This window comes from Pseudomonas putida, assembly GCF_028682175.1.
Classification (GTDB): Bacteria; Pseudomonadota; Gammaproteobacteria; order Pseudomonadales; family Pseudomonadaceae; genus Aquipseudomonas; species Aquipseudomonas putida_AD.
Window position 1 is genome coordinate 34,781 of sequence record NZ_JANHKS010000008.1, and the last position, 15,277, is coordinate 50,057.

Here is a 15,277-nt window from a genome sequence, read left to right on the forward strand (position 1 = left end):
GGGTTCACAGACCGACGCCCATGATGCAGTGCATGTCATGGGCGTTTTTGTTTTAGCGCCTCTGGCGACGGATGTTAGTTGATCAAGGCTTTGGGTTTATCACCTTCGATAACTCCACCCCTCTTATATATTTCTCACCTATCCCCGCAATAGCGTTGAACGAATGACGCGACCGCACTCAAATGAAGTGTTCCAGAATTCTGGCCAATGTCTGCCGGGATGCGCGTTCCATCGGCGGCAGGATCAGGGCATCTGCACGTAGATCTGGAATTACGCTCGCATACCTTTTATCTTAAGCCCGCACAGGGCGGCAGGCCGCCGGTTTCGCTTAACACCACACAGACAGGGGAATGCATGGCTGACTACCAGCCCGATGCCCGTGAAGTGCCGCAGGGGTCGGACCTCAGGGGCGATGTTCGTCGACGCAAGGTAATGATGGGCGTTGGCTTGCTGATGGGCATCGTCGTGCTCTGTGTGGCAGCCATACTCCTCATGCTGCAGCGCCTGGAAGCGAGGAACGCCAGTTTCCAGCCCCCCATGACCGCCCTGGAACGCCAACGCCTGCTGCCGCCCGACCCGGTGCTCGACACGGCACCGCAGATTCAGGGCTTGCGCTATGGGGAGCAGCCCGGGCTTATTGGCGACGACCTGGTGGCACCCGAGGTCCAGCACGTCAGCCACGGCCCGTTAGGCCAGGCTCCGGCGCTTGAGGGCGGCAACCTGCATGCCGACTCGGCTGCAGGCCTGCAACACGCCAGTCATTTGCAATAACGCGCCCGGCACCAGCTCGTGCGATCAATGCACGCTGCGGTGGTGCTCATTTTCAAACAACAGCCTGAATTGTTCTTCGCCATTGTGCTCGATCGCGTAGTGCTCGCGGATCGGGCCGGCTTCGATCCTGCCGTCCAGTGCAACGCGGATGATGGCTGACTTTGGCAGGTAATCGGGCACTTCACCAATGATCGTCAGTTCCCTGAAGCTGTGGCCGTCCATCTCCACCGTGGCCAGGCGAACCCTGCACGTCGCCTGCATGGGAATAGGGCCAAACAGGGTGTCACGTGAATAGTCGATTTCGGCAATGCTGGACCGACGGTTTTTCTCAGCATTCATGTTTGCGACCTCCATATCCGTTCAAAAGTGGTACGAGCCAGACAGTGGAACCGGGCGGGCCGGGAATAGTTCTGTGTTTTTGCCGGCAGGTATGACCATCCATCGACTGCACTGGCAAGGCAGCGGCTTGATTTCGGAGAAAAGCGGCTTTTATGGCGTCATTAATATGCCTGCGCCTCAATGGACGGAAAACCGGCTGGAAAACATTCTCATCCGGATAATAAGCAGGCTAATGATGTGACAGTTTTCCGACAACTAGCAGCCAAGTTTGCGGTTCGATTAATCGCAAGTTGATAAAAAAATGAACGGTTGCGATTTTAAAAATGTATGGAGATATTCACCGCTCCAGAAATAATGACGTCAAAAAATAAAATCGTTTTAAAACAGTATGTTGAACACTCAGATTACACAAAACGAGATTTTCTCGAAAATTTGACACCTTCCGGGTTTTTTGAAACTATCACCCTACGTAATTCTTCTTGTAATAGTTTGAAATAAATTTTGACCCGTTACCGATTGCGCGCCTGGAAGTCCCGAACCAGAGCGCTTCGCTAATGGCGGTAGCGTCTCCCAGGTCCCCGCAGAAGTGATTTCAGGGCGCCGCCAGGTGATCGATTCCTCTTCTTAGTGGCGCTGCCGCGCACTTGCTGCCGTTTTCAACCCGCTGCCCTTATGGTCGGTGTGCGGTAGTCATGCCCAAGGTTTTCTGCGGTACATGTTTTGTATCAAGTTAGACATGTTCGTATCAAGTTACACATAAACGCAAGTTGCTTTAGAGCAGGCGGTTCTTTGCGCCTGTTACACATTGTCCCGGACGCATTTTGGGCTGCGCTCAATGCATCGACCTCGTTTGGAGTCAAGATTATGTATGGAGATCATCTGGAAACCGTTTGCGGTTGCGTAGTCGGTGGTGCCGGACCGGCAGGAATGGGGCTGCTTTTCAATGCATTGAAGAGCGGAGCCATGCCGGAGCTGGCCAGGGAAGGCCTGATCATTGTCGATGCAAGCCCCAACCCGGGCACGGGTCGCCTGGGCGACTACAGGATCACTGCCAACTCGGTAGGCGATGTGTTCCTCGATTGCCTGCGCGATCCGGCGCTCAAGGATGTGTTCGAACCCCTCGAACACTCTCCGGCGTATTGGCGTATCCGCCGTCAGGCCCAGAGCGCGCCGCAACTGGCGGATGTGGCCGAGCTGCTCGCCGAGGCCTCGACACTGGTGCTCGACTTCATCGTCGAGCATTACGGTGTGAAGCTGTGGACCAGCACCACCATCACCGAGGTGGTGCACGAGGATGACGGTTATCAGGTCTGGGTCGAATCCCAGGGGCACACCCGGCGCATCCGTTGCCGGGCGCTGGTGCTCAATCTGGGCGGGCGGCAGGATCCGCAAAACCTGCTCGACAGCCTTGCCGACCAGGGCCTGGCCGTTCCACCCACGGCCAAGGTTCAGAGCGCCGACGAACTGCTGCGCATGAACGCTGTGCAACTGCGCGATTTCTTCGCCCCGACGCTGGCGCGCAAGGGGCGGATCAGTGTGGTGGGCGGTTCTCACAGTGCCTTCTCGACGCTGGAAAACCTCGCCGACGCCCTGGAATTCGCCGGCATGGACGAAGTGACCCTGGTGCACCGTTCGCCGATCCGGCTGTTCTACGAGACCGCCCAGGCGGCGACAGACGCAGGCTATGCCTTCGATCCGGTCAGGGATGTGTGCCCGGTATCGGGGCGCGTCAACCGCTCCGGCGGCTTGCGCTACCGTGCGCTGGATGTAGGACGTGAGGCATTGGCCAACGGGCATGTCGGCAAAACCGGTGTCAGAGTGCATCTGCTGCAGACGCTGAACGGTCCCGAGGGTCAGTACGAACTGGCGCGTCAGGCCTTGGCGGAGTCCGAGGTGGTGGTGCAGTGCACCGGCTACCAGCCACTATTGCCGCCGATGAATTATGTCGCCGGTGGCGCGATCAGCCTGATGGAAGTCAAGGGCGGGGTGGATTCGGACCCCGCCGGCTGCCCACTTGATTCCAACGGCCAGCGCCTCTATGGCCTGCACCTGTTCGGGCTCGGTGCCGGGCTTGGCGTTGATCCTCGGCTGGGCAGCGAAGCGTCATTCGACGGCCGTATCTACGGCGTCTGGCAATTCCACCATGACGCCAGCGGGGCTGTGATCGATGCCGTTCTGGCGCGGCTGCAGGAACCGCTCGCTCAGCCCGTCAGCGTCAGCCGCACGCTGGTGGCCAGTCGCGAAGAGCAGCGCCAGCCGTTCCTGTGGCCGGTGCTGGCCAACGCGCAATCCTGACTCTCCTTGCAAGACTTGCGTCCCGAACCGCCTCTGGTGGTTCGGGATTTTTTTTGCCTGATGTTTGCGCGGCGCAGGTTTATAGCCTTCAGCAATGTCGTGGGAAAACAATATGTTGGTCATCATTCAATTTTTGGATAGAGTGCGATCCTTCATCTATTCTGGGGTGTTCGTACCCTCTTCATTGACTCCACAAGGAACCGACAGAACATGCGCATTTTGATCGTGGGTGCAGGGGCGATTGGCGGCTACTTTGGTGGTCGGCTGCTGGAGGCGGGGCGCGACGTGACATTCCTGGTGCGCCCGGGGCGTGCCGAAGAGCTGGACCGCGACGGTCTGATCGTGCGCAGTCCGCTGGGCAATATTCTGTATCCATCGCCGCCCCACGTCATGACGCCGATGCTGGATCAGGTGTTCGATTTGATCGTGCTCAGTTGCAAGGCCTACGACTTGGATGCAGCGATGGAGTCCTTTGCCGCCGCCGTGGGTCCCGCGACCTTGATCCTGCCGCTGCTCAATGGCATGGCGCATCTGGATCGCCTGGCGGCGCGGTTCAGTCCTGAGAACGTGCTGGGCGGGCAGTGCCTGATTTCCCTGGACCGTGACGCCTCGGGGGCGATCCTGCACCTGAACGACACCAACCAGTTATCGTTCGGTGAGCTGAGCGGCGCCTTGACCCCACGGATTCTGAAAGTCGCCGAGGCGCTGGCCGACGCAGGATTTGCCGCAAACCTGAGTCAGCAGATCGTTCAGGAGATGTGGGAAAAATGGTGTTTCATCGCCACCGGCGCAGGCATTACCGGCGCCATGCGCGCGAGCATTGGCGATGTGATCCAGAGCGGGGGCGAGCCACTGATTCTCAAGTTGCTGGCCGAGTGCGCCAGCGTCGCCGAGCATTCCGGTTATGCGTTGCGCAGCGAGGTGCGCGAGCGATTCGAGACGATGCTGACCACCAAGGGCTCGAAGATGACAGCGTCCATGCTGCGGGATATCGAGCGGGGTGCGCCGATAGAGGTCGATCACGTGATCGGCGACATGATCGCCCGTCGCGCCGCTTCCGACAGACATGCGAAAGCGGGTATTACGGTGCTCGATTACGTGAACCTGCACCTCAAGTCCTACGAAGCGCGGCGGGTGAGGGAGCAGCGGTAGCGGTGATCTTGCGAACGCCCCCGCCCGTAGGAGCGCGCTTGCCCGCGATGGCGGTGTGTCAGCTTGCATATCGGTGACTGACCCACCGCTCCCGCCGGCAAGCCGCGCTGCTACGGTCATGTGTACGACATCAATCCCGTAGCAGTCCGGCTTGCCGGCGTGGCGCCTTCATGATCGCAATCGCCGGCAAGCCGAGCTGCTACGGACCGCGCAAGCAACGCACTTCTGGCTTACCCCTTGGCCTTCGCCAGCTCCATGATCATCCGGGTCAGCAGGTAGATCCTGGGCGATACGCTTTCCACTTCGGCATATTCCTCCGGTGTATGAATATTGCCGCCGACGATGCCGAAACCATCCAGGGTCGGCACGCCGACGCCCGCCGAGAGGCTGGCATCCGCTGCGCCGCCGCTGCCTTCGATGGTCAGCTTGCGGCCGATTTCGCCATATATCCCTTGCGCCATCTCCACCAGTTTGTCCGATTCAGGCGTCTGCGGCATGGGCGGCAGGCCGCGATCCAGGTGGGTGGTCACTTCGGTTTCCGGGATCAGCTTGTTGGCCGAAACCCGCGCCAGGTCTTTCTCGATGCGATCGAACTCCTCGGGCACTGCGGCGCGTACGTCGCCCTTGGCCGTGGCCTGGTCGGGAATCACGTTGACCCGGTCGCCAGCGTTGAGCACGGTGAAATTGATGGTGGTTTTCTTCTCGGCATCACCCAGCTTGCCCAGTTGCAGGATCTGGTGCGCCACCTCCATCGCCGCATTGCGACCCAGCTCCGGCGCGACACCTGCGTGGGACGCCTTGCCCTTGACTTCGACCACCGCAGTGGCGCTGCCCTTGCGCCACACCACCAGGCCATCGGCGGGGCGGCCTGGTTCCAGGTTCAGGGTCACGTCATGCTGTTTGGCGACTTTCTGAATCAGCTCGGTGGCGGCTGCCGAACCGGTCTCCTCGCTGGCGTCGAGCAGGAAGGAGATTTGCGCGTAGTCCTTGAAGTCGATGTTCTTCAGAATTTTCAGCGCATAGAGTCCGGCGACGATCCCGCCCTTGTCGTCCATGACCCCAGGGCCGTAGGCGCGACCATCCTTGATATGGAAGGGCCGGGCAGCTGCCGAGCCTTCCTTGAACACGGTGTCCATGTGCGCCATCAGCAGGATTTTCGCCTTGCCGGTGCCCTTGATTGTGGCCACCACATGGCTGCTTTTGTCTGGTGCGGTGTTGGGGAAGGTTTCGATGGTGGCGCCGAGTTTCTTCAGCTCCTCGACGGTGATGTCGCGCACCTGGGTAAGGCCCGGTTCATAGCCTGACCCGGTGTCGATGTTGACCAGTCTTTCCAGCAGTTTGAGGGCTTCGTCCTTGTATTTGTCGGCATCGGCCTGAACCTGTTTGTTCGGCTCGGCAAAGGCCGGGGAGGCGACGGCGAAGGTGAGGCCAAGGGCAAGGGCGCTGGCGAGCAGCGAGCGGGAAAACGATGACGGCATGGGTCTGTCCTTGATGTTGTTTTTTGAAAACGCCCCCTTACCCTAGCGTCTTGTACAGGTTTGTGCATGTTGGAATGCGACCTGTCCCCAATCAATTCGTCCCACACCCCGCCCGTGAAAGCACCACAAATCCCGTAGCAGCCGGGCTTGCCCGCGGGAGCGATCCGTAGGCCGCCCCCGCCGGCAAACCGTGCTGCTACGTGGACTGTGTTGCACGCACCGCCAAGCGAACCACTGCCTCGACCAGCAGCGCCAACCCCAACGCCCCGGCGCCAATCAGAAACAGCAACCGATGATCCCCGCCGCTGGCATTGAACAGCATCGAATACCCATACCCGGACAGCGCCTGCATCAGCGCAAACACCGTGGTCGCGCGGCTCCACGCAGCTCCTTGGGCGCCGGCATCCTGGGGCAGGAGTTCATGAACCCGCGCCAGCACCAGCGGCACGATGCCGGGCGGAAAGCTGCCGATGACCAGCGTCAGCGCCGCGATCAGCAGGCTGCTGTGGGAGCTGTACAAAATGCCGACCACCAGCGCCTGCACCACCAGCACCAGGCGAATGCCCCGCACCGGTCCCAGCCGGTCGGCGATGTAGCCATACAGCATGGGTCCTGCCAGCGCACCGACGCCATAGGCGATCCAGTACAGCGCCCCGACGTGAGCACCCAGCCCCAGGTCCCGCGCGACGAAATCCACCAGGAACACCATCAACGGCACCAGTCCGATCGCCATCAAGCCGAACTGCAGATAGGTCAGGTTCAGAAACAGCACATGACGCGGCGGGCGATGTACCTGCACCGCCTGAACAGAATCCGGTCCTGTTGTCGCCGTCGACGCCGCAACCTGTGGCCAGCCAGTCCAGCTGATGGCCGTCAGCACCGCGCAGAACGCCGCCAGGCCCAGCCAGGTGATGCGCAGCCCCGTGTCCAGCAGCAGCGGCACCAGCGTACCGGACGCGGCGATGCCCAGGCCCAGCCCGAAAAAGATCGCGCCACTGGCCAGCCCCTTGCGCGTGCCGGGAATGTGCGGCAGCACGGTGGAGGCGACCAGCACCATGATCGCGCCACCGGCCAGCCCGGAAATGAAGCGCCAGGCGAAGAACCACAGGGTCGACAGCGGCAGCGCACAGCCAGCGAACGACAGCGTCACCAGCACCATCATCAGGCGCAGGGTGGTGCGATTGGAAAACCTGCGAGCAACCGGGCGCCCCAGCAACGCGCCGATAAAATAGCCGGCAAGGTTGGCGGCGCTGAGAATGATGATGTCGGAGGTGGCGAACCAGTGGTTCTCGATCAGCGGCGGAATCAGTGGCGTGTAGGCAAAGCGCGCCAGGCCGATGCCGACCAGGGTGGCGCACAGCCCGGCAATGATGGCGTGCCAGGGGATGGCAGGGCGGACGGGCGCATTGTCCGGGGATGACGTATCCATAGAAACGGCTTCGGGCTGCATGTTGCTGACCTCGGAAAGAGATAGGAGTCTATGTTTGACAGCGATGTCATGTTTGTCACTCTAGTCAAAATTGACAGGCTTGACAAGAATGAGGTCAACTCATGGCTCGCAGGTGGATCGAGACGTCGATTCCACGGCTAATGAAAAACGCTGGAGAGCAGGGCAATGGCGGGTGTAAGACAGTTCGACGAAGACAGGACACTGGATCTGGCGATGAACGTGTTCTGGCAAAAGGGCCTGAGCGCGACCTCGATGCAGGATCTGGCCGAAGCGACGGGGGTGTTGCGCGGCTCGCTGTACAACGCCTATCAGGGCAAGGAGCAACTGTTTCTCAAGGTGTTCGATCGCTATCGCCAGCGCATGACCGCCAGCATGGCCCAGGCGCTGGCCGAGCCGTCGATCCGCGTGGCGCTGGAGAACTTCTTCGAGTTCATCATCAGCTCGATGATCGAGGGCACCCCGACCCGAGGCTGCCTGACCACCAAGACGGCGGTGGACGGTATCAGCGAGGTCGATACCATTCGCGTAGCGTTGCAGGGCATGCTCGATGACATCGAAGCCTTGTTGCACGCCCGGTTCGCCGCCGAGGCGCAGAACGACACGCTGAATCTTCCTGCCGACCAGGCCTCGCGCCTGGTGTCGACCTTCACCCGGGGCGTGGTGGTGATGGAGCGGATCTACCAGGACCCCGAGCGCCTGCGCAGCACCGCAGCCTCGATGGTCCGGGTGTTGGTAAAAGACTAGACCGGATCAGCAATGCATCGCCCAGGACAGAAACGTAGAACCTTTGCCGTGAGCTACCCTCAATAATTCAACATCTGTTGTCAGAGGAGAGGCGCACCATGCCGGTCAAGCACGATTTGTACGCGGATTTGAGTATCACCAAAGACGAGCTGCTCAAGCGTCGCAGCAAGGATGCCAAGCTCGATCATCTGGTTGGTCAGTACGACGCAATCGACGCCGACATCGTCAAGGCTGAAGCCGGATCGTCGGGCGATGTCTCGGACGACCAGCTCAAGAAGCTCAAGGAAAAGCGCCTGCTGGCCAAGGACAAGATCGTCCAGCAACTGATGTAGGGTGTTTGCGTCATGTGACGCGCTGAACACGAGCGGCGAGCTGTCCACACGAAGCTCGCCGTTTTGTTTTCAGCACATATCGAGAACTGTTCGCATCACGTGCTATAACTAAGCGCAGGCCGCGAACTAGAGCGGTCGCGTGGCTGTGCAGGGTATTAATTAATGTATGAAGTTGTTACTTATACAGATGTTAGTTGGCCAGAGAGTGAACAGTGTCACGCTAATGGATCCAAAAGTTACGCAGAAAAAAACGGCGTCAGGTTGTACGCCGTTTAATGAGCCTGCCACCGGGTAGCGGCAGACTAGTGACTTAGAAGATGAACCGCAGGGTCATTGGGGATCTTGGTTAGGCGCGATCTCGGCTTGAATACGTTTGTAGATTTCTTCACGGTGAACTGAAACGTTCTTCGGGGCGTTGATGCCGAGCCTGACCTGAAGGCCCTGTACGCCCAGAATGGTGACGGTGATTTCGTCACCGATGTTTATGCTTTCGCCGACTTTGCGGGTGAGTATCAACATAATCTTTTCCTTGATGGCCTCTTGAAGCGCCTCTACCAGGAGGCTGGCGTTAGCCTTTTGGGTGGTGTGGTTGCCGAGTGCATCCCAATGTGTCCGTCACTATGACGTCACAGGTATGCAATTAATTCCCCAGGTTCATCTTCTTGTCATTGGAATGGTCGCTCCTGAGGCCAGACGGCATGCGAATTTTGCCTGCTTTTGGCAGTAAATCCCCGTAACAATTGGCTATGGGGCTGATAGCCGAATCCGGGGCGGCGCCTATTGCACACTTCTTTCGCATTTATTGCAAAGCGCTCGTGCAGGCAAGTGATGAAATTTTCATTAGATTGCCTGTGAGCGATCTCCTAAAGGAGTGTAGGAGAGTTCCGAATTGCGTGACGTCAAAGTGATGCGACTTTAAACGAAATGGCTACAGGCTGTCTCTGGGCGTGTATCGGCAGGCAGGGGAGATGTGCGCGCGGCACAAATGAAATGCCCACCGCGAGGGTGGGCATTGTCACGCTGGAGGGTAGGTCAGACGACCAGCGACAGCAGCATGATGAAGATGATGCCGACCACCGAGAGGATGGTTTCCATCACGGTCCAGGTCTTCAGGGTTTCAGTGACGGTCATGTTGAAGTACTGCTTGACCAGCCAGAAACCGGCGTCGTTCACGTGGGACAGGATCAGCGAGCCTGCACCAGTGGCCAGCACCAGCAGTTCGCGGTTCACGCCCGGGATCATGCCGACCACCGGAGCCACGATGCCAGCGCCGGTGATGGTCGCAACGGTCGCGGAGCCGGTGGCCACGCGAATCACCGCCGCCACCAGCCAAGCCAGCAGGATCGGCGAGATCTGCGCCTGCACAGCCATATGACCGATCAGGTTACCGACGCCGCTGTCCACCAGCATCTGCTTGAAGCCACCGCCGGCACCCACGATCAGCACGATTGCGGCAACCGGCGCCAGGCTCTGGTCCAGCAGCTTGATGATCTGTTCCTTGCTGAAGCCGCGAGCGGCGCCAAAGGTGTAGAACGCCAGCAACAGGGCGAACAGCAGGGCGGCGATCGGGTGGCCGATGAAGTCCATCCAGATGCGGAAGATGTGGCCGGTCGGCAGCGCGACGTCGGCGAAGGTCTTGAGCAGCATCAGGAACACTGGCAGCAGGATCGTGATCAGGGTGATCGCGAAGCTGGGCAGGTTGTCGTTGGTCGATTCCTTGGCGATCTGGTCCATCAATTCCTTGGACGGGTTGCCCGGAATGTATTTGGCGATCCATTTGCCGTAGATCGGGCCCGCGATGATGGCGGTCGGGAAGGCGACGATCAGGCCGTAGAAAATCGTCTTGCCGATGTCAGCGTTGAAGATGCCGATGGCCAGCAGCGGACCCGGGTGCGGAGGCACCAGACCGTGCACCGCGGACAGGCCGGCCAGCAGCGGGATGCCGATTTTCACGATGGACACGCCGCTGCGACGGGCAACGATGAACACCAGCGGGATCAGCAGCACGAAGCCGATTTCGAAGAACAGCGGGATGCCCACCAGGAACGCCGAAAACATCATGGCCCAGTGCACGCGTTCTTTGCCGAAACGGCGAATCAGCGTCTGGGCGATCTGGTCGGCGCCGCCGGAGTCGGCCATCAGTTTGCCGAGCATTGTGCCAAGGCCCAGGATGATGCCGACGAAGCCCAGTACGCCGCCGAAGCCGTCCTGGAAGGATTTCATGACTTTGTCTACAGGCATGCCGGAGGTCAGCCCGAGAAAACCTGCTGCGATGGTCAGTGCTACAAAAGGGTGGACTTTGAACTTGGTGATCAGCAGCACAAGGCCGATGATGGTCACCAGCGCATCCACTAGCAGATACGTGTCTTGAGTCATACCAAACATGGGGTGTCTCTCCGTTGTATTTTGTTTTTTTGGAGCTACTGCAAAGCGCTATCGTTCACTGCCATGTGTACACAAAAAGACAGCGCTATCTTTGTCGCTCACGCCGGATCTGCGATCAGGAGCCGGTGAGGGCGTTGCCAGATGCGGTTTGCGATTCGTCCCACCAGCTTGCCGCCCTGGCACCGATGGTCTCGATCGTTTGGGTTGCGTCGACGACCAGGGTGCGGTCTTCGCCGTAGGGTGGTTCGAGGGTCGCGAACTGGCTGTCCACCAGGCTCGCCGGCATGAAATGCCCCGGCCGGTGCGAGCAGCGCTCGGTGGCAAGCTCCTTGGTCAACTCAAGAAACACAAAACCCAGGCCCGGCACGGATTCACGCAGGCGCTCACGGTAGATGAGCTTGAGGGCTGAGCAGGTCAGGACCGGTTTTTCACCGTTACGCACCGCCTGCGCGACTTCTTCGCCCAGGCGGGTGAGCCAGCCTGCGCGGTCTTCGTCATTGAGGGGGTGGCCGGCGCTCATCTTGTCGATGTTGGCCTGGGGGTGAAAGGCGTCGCCTTCGATCAGGCGTCCGCCACTGTTCTTGGCAATCTCGGCGCCGACGGCGCTTTTGCCACAGCCGGAAACACCCATTACCACGAGGGCAGAAATAGCAGTTGGAGCAGTCGTCATAAAAACCTCGCCCCAGAGACAGCGCTGTCTTTGCCGGATGGTGTGCAACACCGGCAAGGCTGTTTCCGGGTGTAGTCATTGTTATGGGTATTACGGTCGTTCATGAGTCACTCGACCTCGGCCGTGAACACGGTCGAAGAAGGTTGCGAGACTCCATGGGGTAGCGCTACCTTAGAGCCCATTCGACACAATCGCAACCCCTTCGCCTTTCCTTCCATTCAGTTGGCAACGCATGACTCGCATTGGTTCCCGCTCCACTGGTCGTCCCACCCTTAACGAGGTCGCGAAACTGGCGGCTGTTTCGCCCATCACTGCCTCACGCGCCCTGCGTGGCGTAGCGACCGTCGCGCCGGACCTGGTGGAAAAAGTACGCGCTGCTGCGCAGAGTCTAGGCTATGTCGCCAACCCTGCCGCCCGGGCGCTGGCTTCTTCGCAAAGCCAGTCGGTGGTGGTGCTGGTGCCATCGCTGTCCAACCAGTTGTTCATCGAAACCCTGGAAGCGATTCAGAACGTGCTGCGCCCGCGCGGGCTCGAAGTGGTGATCGGCAACTACCACTACTCGCCGGTCGAGGAGGAGAACCTGCTGCGCAGCCACCTGGCCAACCGGCCACGGGGCATTCTGCTGACCGGATTCGACCGCAGCCCGGCGGCCCAGCAACTGCTGGCAGCCAGTGGCGTGCCCTGTGTGCACATGATGGAACTCGATCCGGCCCGGGCCGAGCCGTGCGTGGGGTTTTCCCAGCAACAGGCCGGTGCGCAGGCGGCGCAGCATTTGTTGAGTCGTGGGCGGCGGCGCCTGGCCTATGTCTCGGCGCAGCTTGACCCGCGAGTGATCCAGCGTGGCAGCGGCTTTCGCGGCGTGCTGGAGAAGGAGGGGTTGTTCGACGAAGCGCTGCAGATGGCCTCGCCATTGCCATCGTCCATAGGTCTTGGGGGCGAATTGTTCGCGCGCCTGCTGGCTGAGCATCCGGATGTGGACGGGGTGTTTTTCTGCAACGACGACCTGGCCCAGGGCGCGACCCTGGAAGCGTTGCGTCGCGGGATCAGGATTCCCGAGCAGGTGTCGCTGATCGGCTTCAACGATTTGCCGGGTTCGGCGCACATGGTGCCGCGCCTGACCTCGATCCGCACCCCGCGCGAGCAGGTCGGCCAACGCGCCGCGCAATTGCTGCTGGGGCTGCTGGACGGCAATGTCCAGCAGGCTCAGGTGGATCTGGGGTTCGAGCTGGTGGTGCGCGAGAGTACCTGAGCGCCCGCAATCACAGGTCCACACGAGACCCGTAGCAGCACGGCTTGCCGGCGGGGGCGGCGTATCAGCCAATGGATATCTGTCTGACACACCGCTCCCGCCGGCAAGCCGTGCTGCTACGGTTCGGCGTTTCGCCTCAAGCCTCTTTCTTGAACGCCAACCGGAACTCGTGCAACAACGGTTCGGTGTACCCGCTCGGTTGCTCCCTTCCTTTGAACACCAGCGCACAAGCGGCCTGGAACGCGGTGGATTTCTCGAAGTTCTCCGCCATCGGCGTGTAGGCCGCATCCCCTGCGTTCTGCTTGTCCACCACCTTGGCCATGCGCTTGAGGGTTTCCATGGCGTCGTGCTCGTGGATCACCCCGTGACGCAGCCAGTTGGCGATGTGCTGGCTGGAGATGCGCAGGGTGGCGCGGTCTTCCATCAGGCCGACGTTGTGAATGTCCGGCACCTTCGAACAGCCCACGCCTTGCTCGACCCAACGCACCACATAGCCCAGCAGGCCCTGGGCGTTGTTCTCGACTTCCTCGCGAATTTGCTCCTCGGTCCACTCGGCCTTGGCCACCACCGGAATGCTCAGCAGGTCCAGCAGAATCTGCTCGCTCTCGGCGTTCAGGTCGACCTTCTCCAGTTCCTGTTGCACCGCTTTGACGTCCACCTTGTGGTAATGCAGCGCGTGCAGCGTGGCGGCAGTCGGCGAGGGCACCCAGGCGGTGGTCGCACCGGATTTCGGATGGCCGATCTTCTGTTCCAGCATGTCGGCCATCTGGTCCGGCATCGCCCACATGCCCTTGCCGATCTGCGCCCGGCCGCGCAGGCCGCAGGCCAGGCCCACCAGCACGTTACTGCGTTCGTACGCCTTGATCCACGGCGTGGCCTTCATGTCGCCCTTGCGCAACATAGGGCCGGCTTCCATCGAGGTGTGCATCTCATCGCCGGTACGATCGAGGAAACCGGTGTTGATGAACGCCACCCGCGCCGACGCTGCGTTGATGCAGGCCTTGAGGTTGACGCTGGTGCGCCGCTCTTCATCCATGATCCCCATCTTCAGGGTGTTGCGCGGGATCTTCAGGGCGTCTTCGATACGGCCGAACAACTGGTCGGCAAACGCCACCTCGGCAGGGCCGTGCATCTTCGGTTTGACGATATACACGCTGCCTGCGCGGGAGTTGCCGCGGTTGTGCAGGTCATGCAGGGCGATCAGGCTGGTGATGACGCCATCGAGAATGCCCTCCGGAATTTCCTTGTTGCCGTCGTAGACAATCGCCGGGTTGGTCATCAGGTGGCCGACGTTGCGAATGAACAGCAGCGAGCGGCCATGCAGAGTGAGGCGGCTGCCATCGGCGGCGTTGTACTCGCGGTCGGCATTGAGCTTGCGGGTGATGGTCTTGCCACCCTTGACCAGTTCTTCGGTCAGGTCGCCTTTCATCAGGCCCAGCCAGTTGCGGTAGATCACCAGCTTGTCTTCGGCGTCCACGGCGGCGACCGAGTCTTCGCAGTCGATGATGGTCGAGAGTGCAGCTTCCAGCAGCAGGTCCTTGATGCCTGCCGGGTCGCTGCTGCCGATGGGGCTGGTGGGGTCGATCTGGATTTCGATGTGCAGACCGTGGTTCTTCAGCAAGATGGCGGTGGGCTGCGCGGCATCGCCCTGGTAGCCGACATATTTTTCCGGCTGCGCCAGGGGCGACTGACTGCCGTTGGCGAGGGTGACCACCAGCGCGCCGCTGTCCACGGCATAGGCGGTGGCATCGACGTGGGAGCCTGTTGCCAGGGGCGCTGCTTCATCGAGCAGGGCGCGGGCGAAGGCGATGACCTTGGCGCCGCGCAGCGGGTTATAGCCAGCCTTGATTTCGGCGCCGTGCTCGTTGGAAATCGCGTCGGTGCCATACAGCGCGTCATACAGCGAACCCCAGCGGGCGTTGGCGGCGTTCAGGGCATAACGCGCGTTGGCGGCGGGCACTACCAACTGCGGGCCGGCCTGTTCGCTGATTTCGATGTCGACCTTGCTGGTCGTGGCCTGCACCTGATCCGGCACCGGTTGCAGGTAGCCGATGGAATCGAGGAAGGCGATGTAGGCGGGCATGTCGGTGACAGGGCCCGGGTTGGATTTGTGCCACTTGTCCAGTTGCGCCTGGATGCGCTCGCGCTCGGCCAGCAGCTCGCGGTTGAGCGGCGCCAGGTCATGCACCAGCGAGTCGAAGTCCGCCCAGAAAACGTCCGGGTCAAGCCCGGTTCCGGGAAGCACGTCCTCGTCGACAAAACGCTTCAGGCTGGCTGCCACCTTGAGGTTGTGGCAGTTGACGAATTCGGTCATCTCGGGCTCTCCATCAAAATTGTCTATAACGCGACCCTGTAGGAGTGAGCTTGCTCGCGATTGCGATCTGCATGTCATGCAGGAGTGTCTGACACACC

General features: G+C 60.6%; 13 protein-coding genes. 6 read left to right on the plus strand and 7 right to left on the minus strand.

The window, feature by feature from the left end; genetic code table 11:
* Positions 1-354: 354 nt before the first annotated feature.
* Positions 355-771 (plus strand): hypothetical protein, encoded by a 417-nt coding sequence (locus tag NPS29_RS08080; RefSeq protein ID WP_274131862.1) that lies wholly within the window; start codon positions 355-357, stop codon positions 769-771.
* A 24-nt stretch (positions 772-795) separates the two neighbouring features.
* Here the strand turns inward: NPS29_RS08080 and NPS29_RS08085 are convergent, their stop codons facing one another.
* Entirely contained in the window at positions 796-1,110 is a 315-nt protein-coding gene (locus NPS29_RS08085; protein ID WP_274131864.1) for a hypothetical protein, read from the minus strand.
* A gap of 864 nt (positions 1,111-1,974) precedes the next feature.
* On the opposite strand from NPS29_RS08085, the gene NPS29_RS08090 reads away from it, so the two are divergent.
* Complete coding sequence (locus NPS29_RS08090) at positions 1,975-3,405, plus strand: pyridine nucleotide-disulfide oxidoreductase (RefSeq protein ID WP_274131866.1); 1,431 nt, start codon at positions 1,975-1,977, stop codon at positions 3,403-3,405.
* A gap of 210 nt (positions 3,406-3,615) precedes the next feature.
* The gene (locus tag NPS29_RS08095) at positions 3,616-4,557 is read left to right on the plus strand and encodes a ketopantoate reductase family protein (RefSeq protein WP_274131868.1); all 942 of its coding nucleotides are present in this window, start codon (positions 3,616-3,618) and stop codon (positions 4,555-4,557) included.
* A gap of 230 nt (positions 4,558-4,787) precedes the next feature.
* On the opposite strand, the gene NPS29_RS08100 is transcribed toward NPS29_RS08095, so the two are convergent.
* Together NPS29_RS08100 and NPS29_RS08105 are read right to left on the minus strand one after the other, a co-directional pair.
* Positions 4,788-6,035, minus strand: a complete 1,248-nt coding sequence (locus tag NPS29_RS08100) for a M20/M25/M40 family metallo-hydrolase (RefSeq protein ID WP_274131869.1) — start codon at positions 6,033-6,035, stop codon at positions 4,788-4,790.
* A 196-nt stretch (positions 6,036-6,231) separates the two neighbouring features.
* Positions 6,232-7,464, minus strand: coding sequence for a YbfB/YjiJ family MFS transporter (locus NPS29_RS08105; RefSeq protein ID WP_274131870.1), 1,233 nt, complete (start codon positions 7,462-7,464; stop codon positions 6,232-6,234).
* A gap of 186 nt (positions 7,465-7,650) precedes the next feature.
* On the opposite strand from NPS29_RS08105, the gene NPS29_RS08110 reads away from it, so the two are divergent.
* Positions 7,651-8,229, plus strand: a complete 579-nt coding sequence (locus tag NPS29_RS08110) for a TetR/AcrR family transcriptional regulator (protein ID WP_274131871.1) — start codon at positions 7,651-7,653, stop codon at positions 8,227-8,229.
* 98 nt (positions 8,230-8,327) lie between these two features.
* On the plus strand, positions 8,328-8,561 hold the full coding sequence (locus NPS29_RS08115) for a DUF465 domain-containing protein (RefSeq protein WP_274131872.1): 234 nt from the start codon (positions 8,328-8,330) through the stop codon (positions 8,559-8,561).
* Positions 8,562-8,891: 330 nt separating this feature from the next.
* Here NPS29_RS08115 and csrA read toward each other — a convergent pair whose 3' ends face one another.
* The 3 genes from csrA to NPS29_RS08130 form a co-directional block, all read right to left on the minus strand.
* Positions 8,892-9,080, minus strand: a complete 189-nt coding sequence (gene csrA, locus NPS29_RS08120) for a carbon storage regulator CsrA (RefSeq protein WP_274131873.1) — start codon at positions 9,078-9,080, stop codon at positions 8,892-8,894.
* Between the two features lie 513 nt (positions 9,081-9,593).
* Complete coding sequence (locus tag NPS29_RS08125; protein ID WP_274131874.1) at positions 9,594-10,946, minus strand: GntP family permease; 1,353 nt, start codon at positions 10,944-10,946, stop codon at positions 9,594-9,596.
* Between the two features lie 115 nt (positions 10,947-11,061).
* Positions 11,062-11,577 (minus strand): gluconokinase, encoded by a 516-nt coding sequence (locus NPS29_RS08130; RefSeq protein ID WP_274131994.1) that lies wholly within the window; start codon positions 11,575-11,577, stop codon positions 11,062-11,064.
* A gap of 271 nt (positions 11,578-11,848) precedes the next feature.
* On the opposite strand from NPS29_RS08130, the gene NPS29_RS08135 reads away from it, so the two are divergent.
* On the plus strand, positions 11,849-12,865 hold the full coding sequence (locus NPS29_RS08135) for a LacI family DNA-binding transcriptional regulator (protein WP_274131875.1): 1,017 nt from the start codon (positions 11,849-11,851) through the stop codon (positions 12,863-12,865).
* Between the two features lie 136 nt (positions 12,866-13,001).
* Here the strand turns inward: NPS29_RS08135 and NPS29_RS08140 are convergent, their stop codons facing one another.
* Complete coding sequence (locus NPS29_RS08140) at positions 13,002-15,179, minus strand: malate synthase G (protein WP_274131877.1); 2,178 nt, start codon at positions 15,177-15,179, stop codon at positions 13,002-13,004.
* Positions 15,180-15,277 lie beyond the last annotated feature (98 nt).

What these genes read in the sequence shown, in the direction of transcription:
- NPS29_RS08130 (WP_274131994.1), bottom strand. Translation starts at nt 11,577, where the DNA reads ATGGGTGTTTCCGGCTGTGGCAAAAGCGCCGTCGGCGCCGAGATTGCC.
- NPS29_RS08090 (WP_274131866.1), top strand. Translation starts at nt 1,975, where the DNA reads ATGTATGGAGATCATCTGGAAACCGTTTGCGGTTGCGTAGTCGGTGGT.
- NPS29_RS08135 (WP_274131875.1), top strand. Translation starts at nt 11,849, where the DNA reads ATGACTCGCATTGGTTCCCGCTCCACTGGTCGTCCCACCCTTAACGAG.
- NPS29_RS08110 (WP_274131871.1), top strand. Translation starts at nt 7,651, where the DNA reads ATGGCGGGTGTAAGACAGTTCGACGAAGACAGGACACTGGATCTGGCG.
- NPS29_RS08105 (WP_274131870.1), bottom strand. Translation starts at nt 7,464, where the DNA reads ATGGATACGTCATCCCCGGACAATGCGCCCGTCCGCCCTGCCATCCCC.
- NPS29_RS08115 (WP_274131872.1), top strand. Translation starts at nt 8,328, where the DNA reads ATGCCGGTCAAGCACGATTTGTACGCGGATTTGAGTATCACCAAAGAC.
- csrA (WP_274131873.1), bottom strand. Translation starts at nt 9,080, where the DNA reads ATGTTGATACTCACCCGCAAAGTCGGCGAAAGCATAAACATCGGTGAC.
- NPS29_RS08125 (WP_274131874.1), bottom strand. Translation starts at nt 10,946, where the DNA reads ATGTTTGGTATGACTCAAGACACGTATCTGCTAGTGGATGCGCTGGTG.
- NPS29_RS08080 (WP_274131862.1), top strand. Translation starts at nt 355, where the DNA reads ATGGCTGACTACCAGCCCGATGCCCGTGAAGTGCCGCAGGGGTCGGAC.
- NPS29_RS08140 (WP_274131877.1), bottom strand. Translation starts at nt 15,179, where the DNA reads ATGACCGAATTCGTCAACTGCCACAACCTCAAGGTGGCAGCCAGCCTG.
- NPS29_RS08100 (WP_274131869.1), bottom strand. Translation starts at nt 6,035, where the DNA reads ATGCCGTCATCGTTTTCCCGCTCGCTGCTCGCCAGCGCCCTTGCCCTT.
- NPS29_RS08085 (WP_274131864.1), bottom strand. Translation starts at nt 1,110, where the DNA reads ATGAATGCTGAGAAAAACCGTCGGTCCAGCATTGCCGAAATCGACTAT.
- NPS29_RS08095 (WP_274131868.1), top strand. Translation starts at nt 3,616, where the DNA reads ATGCGCATTTTGATCGTGGGTGCAGGGGCGATTGGCGGCTACTTTGGT.